Below are 17677 nucleotides of genomic sequence, written 5' to 3'. Positions count from 1 at the left end.
GTTGACGACCTGGCCTCGAAGGCGGACGTGTCCGGCTACAGCGCGGCCATCTACGGCGGCAAGTCGTTTGACGCRGGCGCGGGCAAGCTGAACCTGCTGGTYGGCACGTCCTACACCTGGCACGACGTCAACACGGAACGCTACGCGACGGTTGCTGGCGCATCGCAAAAGCTCACCGCCGACTACGGCGCCAGCACCACCCAGCTCTTCACCGAACTGGGCTATGCGATGCCCTTGTCCGATCGCACCACCCTGGAACCCTTCGCGGGCGTGGCGTGGAGCGATCTGCGCAGCCGCAGCTTCCAGGAGACGGGCGGTTCGGCAGCCTTGACCGGCCAGAGCAGCAGCGACAAGCAAACCAGCAGCACGCTGGGCGTACGCGCGCAAACGGACTTCACGCTGGCAGGCGCCGAAGGCCGYCTGCGCGGCACGCTGGGCTGGCGCCATGCGTTTGGCGACGTGTTGCCGCAGTCCACCATGGCGTTTGACGGCGGCCAGGCGTTCACCGTGGCGGGCGCGCCCATCGCGCGCAACGCGGCGGTGGCGGAGCTGGGCGCGGAAGTAGCCGTGTCGCGCAATGCGTCGCTGGGCTTGAACTACAGCGGCCAGTACGGCGGCGGCAACCGCGAACATGCGGGGTCGTTGAACGTGCGCTGGCGCTATTGAGGCCCGCTGCGATGTGAAGAAAGGGACGCCAATGGCGTCCCTTTTTTTGTTGTGCTGCCCCTACCGCTTGGCCGCCTGCAATACCTCGATGAAGGCGCGGTTGAACGCCGGGATGTCGTCCGGCTTGCGGCTGGAAACCAGAACGCCATCCACCACCACTTCCTGATCCACCCACTCGGCGCCGGCATTCTTCAGGTCGTCCTGCAAGGACGGCCAACTGGTCATCTTGCGGCCCTTGACCACGCCTGACGAAATCAGCAGCCATGCGCCGTGGCAGATCACCGCCACCGGCTTGCCGGCGTCGAACATCGCGCGCACCAACTCCTGCGCCTTGGGGTGCATGCGGATTTCATCGGCGTTGACCACGCCGCCGGGCAGCAGCAGCGCGTCGAACACCTCGGGTTCGGTGGCGGCCTGCAAAAACGTCAGGTCAACCGGAAAGCGGTCGCCCGGCTTGTCGTGATGCATCCCCAGAATCGGGTCGGTGCGCGCCGACACCAGCACGGTGCGCGCGCCTTCCGCCTGAAGGCTGTGGCGCGGCCCCGTTAATTCGACTTGTTCAAATCCGTCGACGGCCAGCATCGCGACGTTGAGATCGTTAAGTGTTCCCATGGTTGTTCCCTGTGTTGGTTGAGACCTGTGCGCAGGGCTTTCAGCAATCGCCATGCCACGGCCGGCAGACACCGCACGCTCAGGCACGCGGCTTGCTGTAGTACCCGAGCCCGTCACCACGGACCCTTCCCTTTCCCCCTCCACTCTTTAATCGTTGTGGTATTGCTCAACCGCCGAGACTGCCATGAACTCGCCCGAACTTCTCCCTCTACCGTCGACTGCGGTCGGCAACATCATCACCGTCCGCCTTGCGCCGCAAGTCACCGCGGCTGCGTCCGCCCCGACGCCGCAAGCGGCCAACGACAGCGTGCTGACGGATGTTCGCGTCGGCGCGATGCTGCCGCCGATCAGTGTCCCGGCCATCCCGATTTCCCTGCATCCGAAAGCCCCCCGCCCGTTGCGGGTACCGCCAGCCATTGCGCTGGCGGTTGCTTTCTGGATGCTGGGCAGCGCCATATTATTGACGCTGGCCCTGGCCTACCGTTTCGTTTCCTGACGGCGCGGCGACAGGGGTGACGTCATGCCGACGCCGCCCCTTTTTCCGCTGCACCGGCAACGCGAATCCGGTTATCCACATCCTGCACGCCCACGCACGCATCCGCGCAATCTTCGATGCGATGCTTGGTGCGGCGGTCACGCACGGTGCCTTCCAGCGTGACGCAGCCATCCGCCACGGCCACCGACACATCGCTCACATCCAGACCGCTGTGCGCCAGGTGTTCGCAGACGTTTTCGCGCACGCGTTCGTCGGTGCGCGTATAGCCTTTGGGGTCGGTGCGCCGCGAGCCGCGATCCCGCCATGCCGTCGGCCCGCGGTTGTAGCCACCACGCTCGGCGGTTTCAAAAGAGGCCTCGGGTTCATCCGCCCATTGCGGACGGTCGCCGTAGTAACCGCCTTCGTCGTCGCCATAAGAAGTGGGGCCGCTGTACGTCGGCTGGCGCGATCCGTACACCTGCTCGCGCTGGTAGGACGGGTCTTGACCGCTGAAACCGCCGTAGCTGCTTTGGCCGGGGTCGGCGCTGCGGCTGCGCACGCGGTCACGCGTTTCGCGCGTACCCGGTGCGCGGCTTGTGCCTTCGCCCTGGTAGCCGAATGAGGGCGCAGGGTCACGCCAGGGTTCCTGGTTGCCGGCGTGTTGCTGCCTGCGCGCATCCCAGGCGGGGTCACGCGGCGCTTGCCCGCCCTGCCGTCCCCGTTGCTGCGCCTGGCGGTAGGGGTCGCGGGCCTGCGGGGCGCTCGCGTCGTGGCCGACATTGCGGTTGAAATCATCCTCGTCGTCACGCCACGGATATCGTTGGTCACGGTTCATGTTCAGCCTCCTCAAAGTGGGTGTGCTGCCGCGCCTGCGCAGAGGTTCCGCGCGGGCGCGCTCAGCCATTCGCGCAGCAAGTGGTGTGCCGGACGGCCGGCGAAGACAACGCACGAACCCGGCGCTTCGGCTTTCACGCACCGTGCGTCCGGCAGTTCTTACAAGCCGGGTAAGAAGTACCGCGATGGGCTGCGGCTTCAGCGGGTTTTCCGGGGCTGATTCCACCCTTCCCGCAGCGCGCTGGCGAAGCCGCCCTCCACGCGCGAATAGGGACGTGCGCTGGTCGTGACCCGTGGCAGGCTCGTCCAGGCGATACGCGCGCCGCCTTCTTCCAGCTTGTCGACCAGCGCCTGGTCTTCGCTGCACGACAGCGCGGCGAAGCCGCCGATGCGCCGGTACGCGTTTGCCTCGATGCCCAGGTTGGCGCCGTGTACGTGGCGGTGTCCATCGCGGTCCTGGTAGTGCTGGGCAAAGCGTTTGCGCGCGGATGCCGCGTGAACACCATGCGCGGCCCAGCCCGACACGGCCACCGTGCCGCACACGACTTCCGCCTCCAGGGAAAGCTGGTCCACCAGCCAGCCGGCCGACACGCGGGTGTCTGCGTCGGTAAAGGCCAGCCACCGCGCGCCGGCGTCCAGCAGATGCTGCGCACCCAATGCGCGCGCCACGCCCACGTTGCGGGCCTGAATGCTCAGGCAATGGACGGGCCAGGCGGCAGATACGGTGGCGGTGCGGTCGCGGCAATGGTCCAGCACCACCACTATTTTCACCGGCTCCGCGCGCAGGCCGGGATGCTGCGCCGCCCGGGTGACGGCGCGCAAACAGGTGGCGATGGCCTTCTCTTCGTTGTGCGCGGGGATGCAGATTCCGATCATGGCTCGCTTCCTAGGATTGCCTGCGCCAAAGATCCAGGCGGAATGCGTCTTCGCGATGCTGCGCTTGAGCGGTGAGTCCGGGCAGCGCCGCCATCGTGTCATGGATGACTTCGGTGGATTGCACGCGGTCATTGAAGTCCGGGCGCCAGTGGCAGGCGATCAGCTCGCCGCCGCTGGCCAGCGACGAATCCACCGCATTCAGGAATTGGGTCAACGCCGCATCATCCAGGTAGTACGCCAGCTCAGACACCACGATCAGATCGAAACCGCCCGGCGGTATCGGTGGCCATTCCCAGGGCAAGTCCAAGGCCATGACGTCGACATGGCGGATGCCGTCGGCGGCCAGACGCGCGCGGCAACGGCCAATGGCCGCGCTGGCGACATCCACCGCGCACAGGCGCGCACAACGCGGCGCCAAACGGCGTGTCATCTCGCCGTTGCCGCAGCCCGGCTCGAACGCATGCAGATAGTTTTCGCGGCCCAGCGTGGCCAGCAACAGTTCGCGCTTGCGGCGTTCATACCAAGCGCTGGCCACATGCCAGGGGTCGGCATGCGCGCGGTACAGATGTTCGAAATGATGCGTGTCTATAGCGCCCATGGGGTCTCCTGCTTGAGGACGGCGGCGCCATGCGCCGCCTGATCACGTTCGGCATGGCTTTGCCGGATGAACACTGGCAGGTCGGCCATCACCTGCGCAAAGGCGGCGTTGCGGCAGAGCGGCCCCGCGCCCAGCGCGCGGCCCGCGCGTTCCACCACCTGCGCCGCGGCCGACTCCACGGCCAGACGAGCGCGGGCGCACGACAGCGCGCAAGCGTCGCGAGGATGCGCGTCGATATCGGCGGCGGCCTCGCGCAGCACCGCGCGCGCCTGAACCATGGCGACATCGATTGCGCCCAGATGCGCCAGCCGATGCGTATCCGCAGAACCGCCGGGTAGTGCGGTAAGCAGGGTATTTGCCACCCGGGTCATGCCGCCGTACCAACACGCCGCCACCCCCGCGCCGCCATGCAGAAAACCCGGGCGATGCACGTAAGCGCCGGGCGGGCCAATCAGTGTTGCCGACGCGTTGTCGAACACCACATCGACGCTGCCTGACGCCCGCATGCCCACCGCGTGCCAGCCTTGGTCCGTGATGGTGACGCCCGGCTGGTCCAGCGCCACCGCAGCCAGGCAAGGCTCGCCCGCCGGATTCCAGCCACTGACCAAGGCATGCGTCAACGCGCCCGCACCAGAGCACCACGCCTTGGTACCGCGCAACATCGCGGAACCGGCCGGCCCGGGCACGATGGCCAGCCGATGGCCGGGCGGTTCCGCGCACCACACGCCCCACAGGCGGGAGCCGGGCTCGCCCGCAGGCGCCGACAGTTCGGCCAGGATGGCGAGCGCGTCGGTATGCCCTTCGAAGAGTTTGGCCAGGCTGAGGTCCGCCGCCGCGACACACGCCAGCACCCGCCAGCGGCCCAGCGTGTCGCCCCCGCCCGGCAGCGGAAGCTGATCATGCCCGTGGTCCACCAGCGCGCGTAACCAAACGCCGGGGTCGACCGGCGCGTGCGCATCGGCCAGCAACTGGCTGATGGAATGCAACGGGGATTCCAACAGGGAGACAAAGCCGGGGCGGTCAGTCATGGCGGGCGGGTAGCGGGGTGAGGTGTGCCCCGATACAGCAAGCCTCGTGCCCGAGGCGGAACCGCTGCTGCACGCGGAAGGAATCAGGGCGAGCCGGGCGAATCGGGCGGGATGCGCCCCAACGGCACCGCGGCGCCCTCCACGCACGCCACCAGCCCCGCGCCTGGCTCCCAGCCCACCGCATGCCCGCCCGTGAAATCCGAGAAGGCCGGCAGCACCGTGATGCCCGGCCGCATCCAAAACGCCGGCCAACTGCGCGGCACACCGGGAATGCGCGTCTTGGGATGCACGTGACCCGCAATCACATGTCGGCCTTGCGAATCAGGCTGCGGCAGATGGCGAAACAGGAACGGGCCATCGGCTTGCGCCTCGCCCAATTCGCGCATGCCCAACGCCGCGCCATCCAACGCGCGGTCGTGATTGCCCGCCAGCACCGCCGCGTCCAGCGCCGCGTGCGCCTGCCGCCACTGCAACCATGCGTCACGCCAGGCGGCTTGCGACGCCGGGCCATGCAGCACGTCACCCACAATCCACAATTCGCGCGCCGCCGTCACCAAGACCAATGCCGCCAGACGCTGCAAGTCTTCCTGCGTCGCGCCGCGTGGCACGGCGATGCCCGCGCGGCGGAACACATGGCTTTTCCCCAGGTGCAAGTCCGCGATGATCAACCGCGAACGCGCGGGCCAGAACAGGGCGCGCTCGCCCAGCAACACGACGGCCTCACCCGCCAGCACGATGTTCAACGCACCCTCACGCGATTCGGGCATAGCGCTTTTCCAGTTGTTCGGCGGCGCGGCGCACGCGGGCCTGCCAGGTCTCGGTGCTGAGCTGGCCGCGCAGGCTTTCCGTCCACAGCGGAAACGACAACGGCGTCAACGCGCGCGGTTCCGTCAGCGCCAGCGTTCGCGCCTGGCAATCGCGCAACGCCGCCATCAGACGCGGCGCTTCCAGCTGCAATTCGAAAACCTCGCGCTCTGCCTGCGCCAGCAATAAGTGGTCGGGATCATAGCGGCGTAATACGTCGTAGAGCAGACCACTGGACGCTTGCACCTGCCGCAACGAACGCGCGGCGCGGCCCGGCAAGGACGGCGTCAACAGGCCGGCGACCCGTGCAATTTCGCGGAACTGGCGGCGCGCCAGTTCACCCAGGTTGACGCCATCACGCAAGTCATCCGCCATGTCATCCGGGCTGAGCAATTGCCGCAGCAAGGCGCCATCCAGCGCAGCGGGTTCGGCCAGCGTCAGCATCAGGCCGTAGTCATTGACGGTGTAGGAAAACGTGTTCGCCTGCCGCCTGCCCCAACGCAACGCCAGCATTGCCGCCATGCCCTCGTGCACCGCCCGGCCCGCGAATGGGAACAGGAAAAGATGCATGCCGCGCCGCGTGCCGATGCGTTCGGCCACCAGACGCCCGGGTTGCGGCAACGCGCTGGCCTGCTCCTGAATGCGCAGCAGCGGCTCGACGGCGCGCATTTCAGGGTGCGCGCCGGGCTCGGTATACAGGCTTTGCACTTCGCGCGCCAATTGCGTGGACAAGGGCATGCGCCCGCCCTGCCAGGTGGCAACCGGCCCATCGCCGCCCTTGGCCCGCCGAACGTAAGCCGTCATGCCTTCCAGCCTGACGAGTTCCAGCGTGCGGCCCGCGAACTGAAAGCGGTCGCCCGGACGCAGACGCGCCAGAAACCCCTCTTCCACCGACCCCAGGCTGCCGCCGCGCAAGTACTTCACCGACACCGCCCCATCGGCGGTGATGGTGCCAATGGACAAGCGATGGCGCAACGCAATGCGACGGTCATGCACGCGGTAGCAGCCGTCGTCATCGCGCACCACGCGATGAAAGTCGGGGTACTTGGCCAGCGCCCGGCCGCCTTGCACAATGAAGTCCAGCACGGCTTGCCACGTGGCCGCGTCCAGCCCGGCGTACGCGTGCGTGCCGCGCGCTTCCTGGTACAGCTCGTCCCGGTCGAATCCCCCGCCCAGCGCCAGCGTCACCGCATGTTGCGCCAGCACGTCCAGGCTGCCCTGCGGCGGCGTGCGCGATTCGATTTCCCCCCGCGCGATGGCCTGACGTGCGGCGGCATATTCAATCAGCTCCAACGCCTGCGCCGGCACGCAGATGACGTGGCCCGATTCCCCCGGCCGATGTTTGGCGCGCCCGGCGCGTTGCAGCAGGCGCGCGACACCTTTGGGGCTGCCAATCTGCAACACCTGATCCACGGCGGGAAAGTCCACGCCCAGATCCAGGCTGGACGTCGCCACCACGCAGCGGATGGCGCCATCGCGCAAGCCTTGCTCAGCCGCCGCACGCAGGCGGGGGTCCAGCGAGCCGTGGTGCAGCGCCAGCGTGGACAAGTCTTCCGGCCAGATGGATTCCAGCGCCCGATGCCATAACTCCGCCTGCGCGCGCGTGTTCGTAAACAGCAACGACGCGCGCACATCGAACAAGCGCTTGAACACGCGCGGCAACTGCGACAAGCCCAGATGCCCCGCCCACGGCAAGGTGGCGTTGCGCTCGGGCAGCAAGGTCGTGACGGTAATCTTGCGGGGCCGTGCGCCCGCCACCAGCGGGCTGTCCGGCGCGCGGGGCAGCAACACCGCACGCGCTTCTTCCAGGTTTCCCAAGGTGGCCGACAAGCCCCACGTGCGCGCGGCCGGAGACAAACGCGCCAGCCGCGCCAGGCACAGCTGCAACAGCACGCCGCGCTTATTGCCCAGCAGCTCGTGCCATTCATCGACGACGATGCAGCGCAACGCCCGAAAACGGCTGGACGCGTCCGCGTAGGACAGCAGCAGCGCCAGCGACTCGGGCGTGATCACCAGCACCTGCGCCTTGCCCTGCCGCGCCAGCCGTTTGTCGCGCGCGCTGGCGTCGCCGGTGCGCATGGCGACGGTCCAATCCAGGCCCAGTTCCGCTGACGTTTGCGCCAACGCGCGTGTGGTATCCGTCGCCAGTGCGCGCAACGGGGTTATCCACAGCACCTGCGGCCCGCTGCCCGCCGCAAGCGGTGCGGTGCTACCTTGCGCCAACGCTTCCAGCAAGGGTCCGCCAAACGCCGCAAGCGTTTTACCGCTGCCGGTGGGCGTGTGCAGCAGGCCCGATTCGCCGGCCAGATAGCGCCGCCAGGTCTCACGCTGAAACGCCGCAGGCTTCCAGCCGCGTGCGGCAAACCATGCGATCAGCGGCGCATCGTGGCCGCGCGGCCCGGCACTCATCGCGCCAACGCCTTCAGCGTGTCCAGCTGATCCGCTTGATCGGCCGGCTTGTCATGGCGCCAACGCAGAATGCGCGGAAAGCGCACGGCCACGCCGGACTTGTGGCGCTTGGACAGGTTGACGCCTTCAAAGCCCAGCTCAAAAACCTGCACAGGTTCCACCGACCGCACCGGGCCGAAACGCTCACGCGTGTGCGCACGCAGCCAGCGGTCCAGCTCCAGAATTTCCTTGTCATCCAAACCGGAATACGCCTTGGCGATGGGCACCAGCGCATCGCCCTGCCACAGTCCGAAGGTGTAATCGGTGTACAGCGTGCTGCGCCGGCCATGGCCCGACTGCGCATACAGCAGCACGGCGTCGATGGTGAGCGGGTCGATCTTCCATTTCCACCAATCCCCGCGCCGCCGGCCGCTTTGGTACACCGCGTTGCGGCGCTTCAGCATGAAGCCTTCAACGCCGCGCTCGCGGGATTCGTCGCGCAGCGCCCCGGCCTCGTCCCAGTTCGCCAGGTTCACAAGCGGCGACAGGCGCAGGCGCGGGTCAGGATGCCGCAGCAACAGGGCTTCTAATTGGCGGCGGCGTTCGGCCTGCGGCAGGTCGCGCAGATCAGTGCCGTTCAGCTCCAGCAAGTCGTACGCCAGCATGCGCACCGGCGCCTCGGCCAGCCATTTTGGCCCAGGCTTCAAGCGCTGAATGCGGGTCTGCAAGGCCGAGAACGGCATGGGCTCGGCGGTGTCGTCCTGCCAGGCCAGCAGCTCGCCATCCAGCACGCAATCCACATCCAGCGCAGCGGCGGCGGACTCCACTTCAGGAAAGCGGCCATCCAGCCGTTCCTCACCCCGCGACCACAACGCCACTTCACCGTGACGCCGGATCAACTGCGCGCGGATGCCGTCCCATTTCCATTCCACCAGCCAGTCGTCGATGGCCCCGAGCGCGGCGGGCGCACTTTCCAGCGGCGAGGCCAGAAAGAAAGGGTACGGCTGTTGACGGTCGCCCGGCAGTTCGTCGGCGCTAAGCAGATCGCGCAGGAACGCGGGGCTGGGCGCCCAGGCGCCCAGCATGCGCTGCGCGATGCGCGCAATCGGCACGCCCGACATTTCCGCCAGCGCCTGTTGCACCATGCGTTGCGACACGCCCACGCGTAGCGCACCCGTCAAGAGCTTGTTGAAGACCAGACGTTCGTCGAAAGGCAAGCCCAGCCAGGCATTGACGATGACATCGCGGCGCGCGGCCTCGTCGCGATTGGCGATGGGTACCAGCACCTCTTCAATCCAGTCGGCTAGCCCGCGTTCGGGCGCGGCTTGGGTGGGGTCGGGAATCAGCAACGCCAAAGTTTCCGCCAAGTCGCCCACCTGGTCGTAGCTGGCATCGACCAGCCACGGCGCGGTATCGGACGCGGTGGCTGCCCATGCGCGCATTTCACCGACCGCCGCAATCTTGCGGCGCGCGCTGGTGACCTTGCCCCCCGCCAGCAGATATAGCGCCCACACGGCGTCGCGCGGCGGCGCATCGCGGAAGTACGCCACCAGCGCCGCCCGCTTATCCAAGGTGGCCGTGCTGCGGTCCAGTTCCTGATACAACGCCGCGAATCGCTTCATGCTGGGGTCCGTCTCCCGGGGTGATGGTCAGCGCCGTCAGTCATCCTCGCCATACTGCGTGGCCAGCGTCTCGGCCGCCACGCCGCCTTCGTTCAACGTGCGTACCAGCGCGTCGGTATCGCCGTGCGTGGCAATCACGCGGCGCGCGCCGGTCTCGTGGATGGTGCGCAGCAGATCCGGCCAATCCGCGTGGTCAGACACCACAAAGCCACGGTCCATATTGCGACGGCGGCGGTTGCCGCGCAGCCGCATCCAGCCCGACGCAAAGCCGTGCTGCGCCTTGCGAAAGCGCCGCAGCCACGCGCTGCCGGCCGCCGATGGCGGCGCCAGGATCAGCTCCCCAGCAAACCCCGTGCCTGCCGCCGCCGACTTGCCGCCGTCTTCCATGACGAGCCGGGTGTCGGCCATGCCGATGCCTGCACGGCGGTACACGTCCACCCCGGCCGCAATGGCGCCGTGCAAAAACACAGGCCGGTCGATAACGGGCTTCAGCTCGGCCAACACGCGCTGCGCCTTGCCCAGCGCGTAGCAATACAAGATGGCGGCCTCGCCGCGCGCGGCGCAGTGGTCGCGCCATTGGACGATGTCACGCGCCACATCGGCGGCGCTGGGCCAGCGGTAGATCGGCAGGCCGAAGGTCGCCTCGGTGATGAAGGTGTCGCAGGGGACCACTTCGAAGGGGCTGCACGTGGGGTCGGGCTGCCGCTTGTAATCGCCAGACACGACCCAGACCTGGCCGTCTGCCTCGATGCGCACCTGCGCCGATCCCAACACATGGCCGGCCGGATGCAGCGACACCCGCGCGTCGCCCAGCACAAAGGCTTCGCCATACCCATGCACGCGATAGTCCTGGTCGCCCAGGCGCCATTGCAAAATGGGCAGCCCTTCGGCGCTGGTGTGATAGCAGCCCATGCCCACGCGGGCGTGGTCGCCGTGGCCGTGGGTCAGCACCGCCACGTCAACGGGGCGCCAGGGGTCGATATAGAACCGCCCGACGGGGCAATACAGCCCTTCCGGACGCAATTGCACGATGTCACGCATGGCTTGCTCCCGATGCACCGCAGCAAACGCCGCAGCCAGTGGAAAAAACGTTATACCGCGAAGCCGCCGAAACCTTCCGACGTGGAAATTAAAGTTCGGTTTCAGACGCCAAACGGGATAACAAGTAGCGTCGAAATCGCAACTTTCATGCCGAGCGGCCGCGCGCCATTCGGCCAGGCCACCGACAAAAGGATCTGAACGTGCCCGACCATCCGCCCGCCTCCGCCTCAGCGGACCCCCTGGCTTTTCTTGCCGGCGGCGGCCAGACCGGCGCGCTCATCCGCGCCCACGATTGGGCGGGGTCGGAGCTGGGTTCACCGGATGGCTGGCCGCTAAGTTTGAAGACGGCGCTTCGGATCATGCTGACCGCGCGCCAGCCTATTTGGATCGGGTGGGGGCCGGACCTGCTGTTCTTCTATAACGATCCTTATCTGTCCATCATCGGCGGCAGGCATCCGGCCGCCATGGCGCAACCCACGCGCCTTGTGTGGCATGAAATCTGGCCGTACATGGAACCGCTCTTGCAAACCGCCATGGCGGACGCGGAAGGCACTTACGAAGAGCGCAAGCTGCTCATCATGGAACGCAACGGGTATCCCGAGGAAACCTACTACACGTTTTCGTTCAGCCCCGTGCCGGGCGACGACGGCGTCACCCGCGGCATCATCTGCGTCAACAGCGACGAAACCCGCCGCGTCATCGCTGACCGCCAGCAGAACCTGCTGCGCGAATTGGCGATTGCCATGCCGCAGTCAGCCACGTGGCGCCAGGCCTGCGCGCTCAGCGCCCAGGCCTTTGCCGCCAACGCATACGACATCCCTTTCGCCATGCTCTACGCCGTGGACTCGGGCACCGGCACGGCCGAGCTGGTGGGCGCCTACGGCATCGAGCCCGACGGCCCCGGCGCGCCACAGACGCTGCCGCTGGACGGCGGCGCGTGGCCCTGCGGCGAGGCGCTACGCGCGGGCGCGCTGCTGCTGGTCGACGACCTGGCCGCTCAGGTCGGCGGGCAGCTTCCCAATACGGTATGGGACCGGCCCGCCGCCCAAGCGGTGCTGATCCCCATCCTGCCCTCCAGCGAAGGCGAACCCGCCTGCCTGCTGATCAGCGCGCTGAATCCGCTGCGTTTGTTCACGGACGATTACCGCGAATTCCTGACGCTCGCCGCGGCCCAGATCGGCGCGTCAATTCGCTACGCCCGCGCCTACGAACACGAACGCGCGCGGGCGCAGGCGCTGGCCGAAGTGGATCACGCCAAGACTGCATTCTTCTCAAACATCAGCCACGAATTCCGCACGCCGCTTACCTTGATGCTGGCGCCGCTGGAAGACATGCTGACCGACCCCGACATGCCGCCCCGCCTGCAAGGCGCGATGGAGATGGCGAACCGCAACGGCCAGCGCCTGCTCAAGCTCGTCAACACGCTGCTGGACTTCTCGCGCATCGAGGCGGGCCGCGTGAAGCTGGACCTGCGCGCCACCGAGATCTCTGCGTTCACCGCGGACTTGGCCTCGCTGTTTCAGTCATCGCTTGAAAAGGCCGGGCTGACGCTGGACGTAGACTGCCCGCCCCTGCCGCGCGCCGTCATGCTGGACCGCGATATGTGGGAAAAGGTGATCCTAAACCTGCTGTCCAACGCGTACAAATTCACGTATCGGGGCGGCGTGCGGATTGCGTCCAGCGTGTCGCCGGATGGCGAAACCGCCGTCGTGGAAATTTCCGATACGGGCATGGGCATTCCCGAAAGCGAATTGCCGCGTGTGTTCGACCGCTTTCATCAGGTGGAAGGCGTGCATGGCCGCAGCATCGAGGGCAGCGGCATCGGGCTGGCGCTGGTCCAGGAATTCATGCGCTTGCAAAACGGATCGGTCGCTGTCGCCAGCACACCGGGCGTCGGCACGACCTTCACGCTGCGCCTGCCGCTGGGGCCGGCGCTGGACATCGCAGCGGCATCAAGCGCCATCGCCCCTGGCGTGACGCACGCGCTGTCACGCACCTACATCGATGCGGCCGATTGGGACGCGCCGGCGCTGGACGACACGGCGCTCTCCCCAACACAAACCCAGACCCAGACCGATCACCTGGGCACGATTCTGGTTGTGGACGACAACGACGACATGCGCGCCTACATCTGCCGCGTGCTGCGTACCGCGCACTACCGTATCCACACCGCCAAGGATGGTGAAGCCGCGCTTGCCCACGTGCGCCAACACCGGCCCGACCTGGTGTTGTCCGACGTCATGATGCCGCGGCTGAACGGCTTCGGCCTGCTTGCCGCACTGCGCCAAGACGCCGCGCTGCGCACCATACCCGTGCTGCTGCTGTCCGCACGCGCGGGCGAAGAAGCCTCGGTCGAAGGCTTGCGCGCGGGCGCTGACGATTATCTGATCAAGCCCTTTTCGGCGCGCGAATTGCTGGCGCGCGTCAGCAGCAGCCTGCGCCTGAACGCGCTGCGCCAGGAAACGGAAAGGCGTCTGGCTGAAGAAGCCCGCACGCTTGAGCTGCGCGTGAATCAGGCCATCGCCGAGCGCGACCGCTTGTGGGAACACAGCGACGATCTCTTCGTCATTGCCGATAGCCAAGGGCGGATGCTGCGGCTGAACCCGTCCTGGACGCGGCGCCTGGGCCATCCCGACACGGCACTGGTGTTCCAGCGATACGACGCCCTGCTCCATCCTGACGACCTTGCCCAAGCGCAGGCGCAGTTTCATGCGCTGCGCGGGGGCACGCGCAGCCTGCGGGCCGAGCACCGGCTGCGCACGGCAGATGACGAATGGCGATGGATGGCGTGGATGTGGTCGTTCGACGCCGAGTCGGACAGCATTCACGGCGTGGGCCGCGACATCACCGCTGACAAGGTATCCGCACAAACACTGCACGAAACCGAAGAGGCGCTGCGCATGGCGCAGAAGATGGAAGCGCTGGGCAAACTTACCGGCGGTGTCGCGCATGATTTCAACAACCTATTGCAGGTGATTGGCGGCAACCTCCAGTTGCTTAACCGCAGTCTGGCCGGTGATGAACGCGCCCAGCAACGCACGCGCAACGCCATGGCCGGCGTTGAGCGGGGCGCGAAGCTGGCGTCTCAACTGCTGGCGTTTGGCAGGCGGCAGCCGCTGGCGCCCAAGGTCGTCAACCTGGGCCGCTTCCTGCGCGGCTTTGACGACATGCTGCGCCGCGTGGTGGGCGACGGCGTCGAAGTGGAAACTGTAATTTCGGGAGGGCTGTGGAACACGCTCGTCGACCCCTACCAAGTCGAGAACGCGCTGCTCAACCTGGCGATCAACGCGCGCGACGCCATGGAGGGGCACGGCAAGCTCACCATCGAGGCCGGCAACGCACAGCTGGATGACGACTACGCCGCGCGCCACGCCGAAGTGCGCGCCGGCCAGTACGTGATGCTGGCCGTCAGCGACACCGGCTGCGGCATGGACAAGGAACTGGTGCTGCGCGCGTTCGAACCCTTCTTCACCACCAAACCCGAAGGCCAAGGCACCGGGCTGGGCTTAAGCATGGTGTATGGCTTTGTCAGGCAGACGGGCGGCCACGTCAAGATCTATAGCGAACCCGGCATGGGCACGACGGTGCGCCTCTACCTGCCGCGTGCCAATCAGGCGGAAGACCAGATCACGGAATTGGATGCCAGCGACGCCGAAGGCGGCGATGAAACGGTGCTGGTGGTAGAAGACGATGAAGACGTGCGCACCACGGTCGTCGAGATGCTGACAGACCTGGGCTATCGCGTGCTGAAGGCCGCCGACGCGCAAAGCGCCATGTCCATCATCGAAAGCGGCGTCAACGTCGACCTGCTGTTCACCGACGTCGTCATGCCCGGCCCCTTGCGCAGCCGCGACGTTGCGCTGCGCGCCCGCGCGCGCCTGCCCCGGCTGGCCGTGCTGTTCACGTCCGGCTACGCCGACAACGCCATCGTCCACGGCGGACGGCTGGATGAAGGCATCGAGCTGCTGTCCAAGCCCTACACCGCCGCCACGCTGGCGCGCAAACTGCGCCAGGTGCTGCGCGCACGGCCGCAGGCTTCGGGTTTGCGTTCAGACACCGCCCTGCCCACCACCGCATTGGCAAAGCGCGTGCTGCTGGTGGAAGACATGGAGGCCGTGCGCCTGACCACCGAAGAAATCCTGGGCAGCCTCGGACATGAGGTGATACATGCCGCAACCGCTGCACAGGCAAGCGAACAGTTATTGCAGCACCATATCGACATCCTGCTGACGGACGTCGGGTTGCCAGATGGCTCCGGCATCGACCTTGCCGTCTGGGCGCGCACCCGCCAGCCAACGCTGGCCGTCGTGTTCTCGTCGGGGCGCGACGTGCTGGCCGACGCCAGTACCCGCGAGGGTTTGAACGGTGTGCATCAATTGCTCAAGCCCTACAGTCCGCAGCAGCTCGAACGCGTCTTCGCGATGCTGGTGCAACCTGCCGGCCATGCGGAGCGCGGGTAATGCGTCATCCCTTTCCAAGGAGTCTGCATGCGAACCAAACACATCCTGACCCTCGTCGTACTTGTCGTCGCCGTATCGCTTGCGCTGTCGCTGGTGCCTTGGTAGCGGCAACCTGCTGGCAGCGATGGGGGATGCTATAAGTGCAGCGGCAAATCGACAGGAGCCACGGTGAACGTGACATTGAACGGAAGAATGGGCGGCCCGGAAACCGGCGTTCGGTGCCTGGCCGCCATCGTCATGCTTCGCCCGAAGCTGAAGGCCGCGCTGGCGCCCCTTGCCGTGCCGGGATTGGCAACGCTGGACATCACACTATGGCTGGGCGGCAGCATTTCGGCGTGCGCCGGGCCGGGCGTTGAGGCGTCGGCGAAGTACTACGCCAAGAAAGAAACGCTGGACGTGGTCATCAGCGTGCCGCGCGCGGAGGTCGCCGCGATGGGCGACGCCGCTACGCCGGAGGCCATCGCGGCCTGCGTCGCTCAAGGACTGGAGCAGATGCCGCTGTCCGCCGCCGCCCGGGCGTTGGACCTGCAAGCGATGCGCGAGGCGATCCGCGAGGTGATCCCGCCCGTGGCCCGTCAAGCCGGATCGTAATGTGCCAATAACCTTGCAACGGCATCGCGCAACGCGAGCTTGATCATGCACGCCTCGGGGTCGTCATCATCGGGCTGGGCATTGCGCACGTGGCGGTCACGCACGGGTGCGCTCAGGTGCATCACCTGCAACGCGGCCGGCCCACCCGCGCGCGGCTGCGTCGCGCTGACGCGAACCGTTTCCGAATGATCAATCTGCCGCACAAGCTCGCGCCCGCCTTCAGCCGTTTCGGAATACTGCGCATGGTTGGAAGGGCTGGGGCCGAATCGCGCGGAAAGTTGCGCCGGCCCGGCGTGGCGCAGCACGGCCGACAGTGTCTCCATGGCCTGTTCAAGTTCGGCCGCAAAACCGTCGTAGACCGCATCGATTGCATCGCGCGGCCGCAGCAACGTCTGTGCATCGGATAGCTCGTCCAGGCGCTCGACGAGCCGTGCAGATCCGCGTGCGTCACGGCGCAGCCAGCGCGGGGCCACAATGGATTCCAGCGCGTGCGTGGGCGGATAAAAGCGATAACTGCGCCCCTGCCGCGTCATGATGCGGCTGCGATGACGGTCGGCGTCATCAGTCGCCAGCAGATTGATCAGCGGTGGGTCGGTGCAAGCCACGTCATTCCCCGCACCGATCAAACAGTCCGCATGCAAAGCGCCGCGCACCAGCACCTGACAGCGATAGTGTCTGCACAACAGCGCCGACACGTTCAAGCCTTCCGTGAAGGCGTGCTGCCCCGCAGACAACACCATCAAGCCGGCGCGCGCCGGCCCCAGCACGGCCAACATCACGCCTTCTTCCACGCGCACGACTTCCGCATTCAACCCCGCCGTGCACACCCATCCTGCAATCTGCAACGACGGATGATCGGGCAATTGCGCAGGCAACTCCAACGCCAGCGCCGTGACGGACGCATCAGCCACCAGCACCACCCACTGTTTGTCATCACTGACTGGCCGCAACGCCATCGCGGCCTCGTCCAGCAAGTGGTAGTACGGCGCCTTGTCGGTATCGCGAACCCGGCCTAGCAGCGACTGCGCATCCGCGAGATTCAATACGCGATATGTCTGGCCGTGCCAGGTCACGTGATCCACAACCGGCGCTTGCCGCGCACGCGCGTTCCATGCCTGCTGGGCGTTGGCTTGCACAAGCAGCGCCGCCTGCTGCTCGTCCGCCTGTTCCAACCGCTGGGAACGTTGCTGCTCGCGCCAGCGTTTGCGGGGGTCTGCTTCAGGCTTGTTCATCGTCGATTGGGTGATGGCTGGGTGAAATGGCGGTGTGGCGCAGGTGCGCAATAGTGCGGATCAAAAACGAGCAAAGAATCCGTCGTGGACTTCCGTTCGTTCTATCTTTGCCCCTGGCCCGATAAACACATCGATGCGGCTGAAGGGTTTTGTGATCTCTAGGGCGTCATTGCTTTGGGAGGGGAAGGTTAACAATATCCACATATCGGGTTCAGGGAACATTGCCGTAGGGTACTTAACGGATTCTCCCGGATTCAATCCCCGCTTGGTGATGGAATGATTGTCGTTGAGAAAATAACCGAGCGAGTCCGTTGCTTCAGCCGAATAATGTAGCGCCACGGTGGGCCTGCAATTGAACCAAAAGACTACCCACACGAACGGTGCCATGCAAATTGCAATGACGATCCACTTTACGTAGCGCTTGAGCATGTTGCGTCTATTTCCTGGTTT

General features: G+C 66.5%; 15 protein-coding genes. 4 read left to right on the top strand and 11 right to left on the bottom strand.

Going from position 1 to position 17677, the window contains the following annotated elements; all coding sequences use genetic code 11:
• Positions 1–666: autotransporter outer membrane beta-barrel domain-containing protein (locus tag AC1DB0_RS29315; RefSeq protein ID WP_476758810.1), on the top strand; the 666-nt coding region annotated here is incomplete at its 5' end.
• 60 nt (positions 667–726) lie between these two features.
• Here the strand turns inward: AC1DB0_RS29315 and AC1DB0_RS29310 are convergent.
• Positions 727–1278, bottom strand: coding sequence for a type 1 glutamine amidotransferase domain-containing protein (locus AC1DB0_RS29310; RefSeq protein ID WP_175170210.1), 552 nt, complete (start codon positions 1276–1278; stop codon positions 727–729).
• 184 nt (positions 1279–1462) lie between these two features.
• Between AC1DB0_RS29310 and AC1DB0_RS29305 the strand changes: the two genes are divergently transcribed.
• A complete protein-coding gene (locus AC1DB0_RS29305; RefSeq protein WP_054423002.1) occupies positions 1463–1774 on the top strand; it encodes a hypothetical protein in 312 nt (103 codons plus the stop codon).
• Positions 1775–1796: 22 nt separating this feature from the next.
• Here AC1DB0_RS29305 and AC1DB0_RS29300 read toward each other — a convergent pair whose 3' ends face one another.
• The 8 genes from AC1DB0_RS29300 to AC1DB0_RS29265 form a co-directional block, all read right to left on the bottom strand.
• A complete protein-coding gene (locus tag AC1DB0_RS29300) occupies positions 1797–2588 on the bottom strand; it encodes a BON domain-containing protein (protein ID WP_054423004.1) in 792 nt (263 codons plus the stop codon).
• Between the two features lie 197 nt (positions 2589–2785).
• Positions 2786–3463 carry a glycosyltransferase family 2 protein gene (locus AC1DB0_RS29295; protein WP_054423006.1) on the bottom strand — a complete coding sequence of 226 codons (678 nt, stop codon included), beginning with the start codon at positions 3461–3463 and terminating at the stop codon, positions 2786–2788.
• Positions 3464–3473: 10 nt separating this feature from the next.
• A complete protein-coding gene (locus tag AC1DB0_RS29290; RefSeq protein WP_447982533.1) occupies positions 3474–4061 on the bottom strand; it encodes a class I SAM-dependent DNA methyltransferase in 588 nt (195 codons plus the stop codon).
• Positions 4049–5089, bottom strand: a complete 1041-nt coding sequence (locus AC1DB0_RS29285) for an acyl-CoA dehydrogenase family protein (RefSeq protein WP_476758058.1) — start codon at positions 5087–5089, stop codon at positions 4049–4051. The genes AC1DB0_RS29290 and AC1DB0_RS29285 overlap by 13 nt, the downstream gene beginning before the upstream one ends.
• Positions 5090–5172: 83 nt before the next feature.
• Positions 5173–5856 carry a ligase-associated DNA damage response endonuclease PdeM gene (pdeM, locus tag AC1DB0_RS29280; RefSeq protein ID WP_476758059.1) on the bottom strand — a complete coding sequence of 228 codons (684 nt, stop codon included), beginning with the start codon at positions 5854–5856 and terminating at the stop codon, positions 5173–5175.
• Complete coding sequence (locus AC1DB0_RS29275) at positions 5840–8302, bottom strand: ligase-associated DNA damage response DEXH box helicase (RefSeq protein WP_476758060.1); 2463 nt, start codon at positions 8300–8302, stop codon at positions 5840–5842. Before AC1DB0_RS29275 ends, pdeM begins: the two co-directional genes overlap by 17 nt.
• Positions 8299–9903 (bottom strand): ATP-dependent DNA ligase, encoded by a 1605-nt coding sequence (locus AC1DB0_RS29270; protein WP_476758061.1) that lies wholly within the window; start codon positions 9901–9903, stop codon positions 8299–8301. Before AC1DB0_RS29270 ends, AC1DB0_RS29275 begins: the two co-directional genes overlap by 4 nt.
• Before the next feature lie 36 nt (positions 9904–9939).
• The gene (locus AC1DB0_RS29265; protein WP_476758062.1) at positions 9940–10944 is read right to left on the bottom strand and encodes a ligase-associated DNA damage response exonuclease; all 1005 of its coding nucleotides are present in this window, start codon (positions 10942–10944) and stop codon (positions 9940–9942) included.
• Positions 10945–11144: 200 nt separating this feature from the next.
• Between AC1DB0_RS29265 and AC1DB0_RS29260 the strand changes: the two genes are divergently transcribed.
• Complete coding sequence (locus tag AC1DB0_RS29260; protein WP_476758063.1) at positions 11145–15404, top strand: response regulator; 4260 nt, start codon at positions 11145–11147, stop codon at positions 15402–15404.
• 168 nt (positions 15405–15572) lie between these two features.
• On the top strand, positions 15573–15995 hold the full coding sequence (locus AC1DB0_RS29255) for a hypothetical protein (protein WP_156336530.1): 423 nt from the start codon (positions 15573–15575) through the stop codon (positions 15993–15995).
• Here the strand turns inward: AC1DB0_RS29255 and AC1DB0_RS29250 are convergent.
• Positions 15980–17227: a hypothetical protein gene (locus AC1DB0_RS29250; RefSeq protein WP_476758064.1), complete on the bottom strand. Its 1248-nt coding sequence runs from the start codon at positions 17225–17227 to the stop codon at positions 15980–15982. The two genes, AC1DB0_RS29255 and AC1DB0_RS29250, sit on opposite strands and share 16 nt — an antisense overlap.
• Before the next feature lie 60 nt (positions 17228–17287).
• Complete coding sequence (locus AC1DB0_RS29245) at positions 17288–17656, bottom strand: hypothetical protein (RefSeq protein WP_454669740.1); 369 nt, start codon at positions 17654–17656, stop codon at positions 17288–17290.
• Positions 17657–17677: the final 21 nt, after the last annotated feature.

Source organism: Achromobacter sp. 10T422, assembly GCF_056394065.1.
Note: the sequence above shows the minus strand (reverse complement) of the source record. Positions and strands in the feature narration are given on the sequence as shown.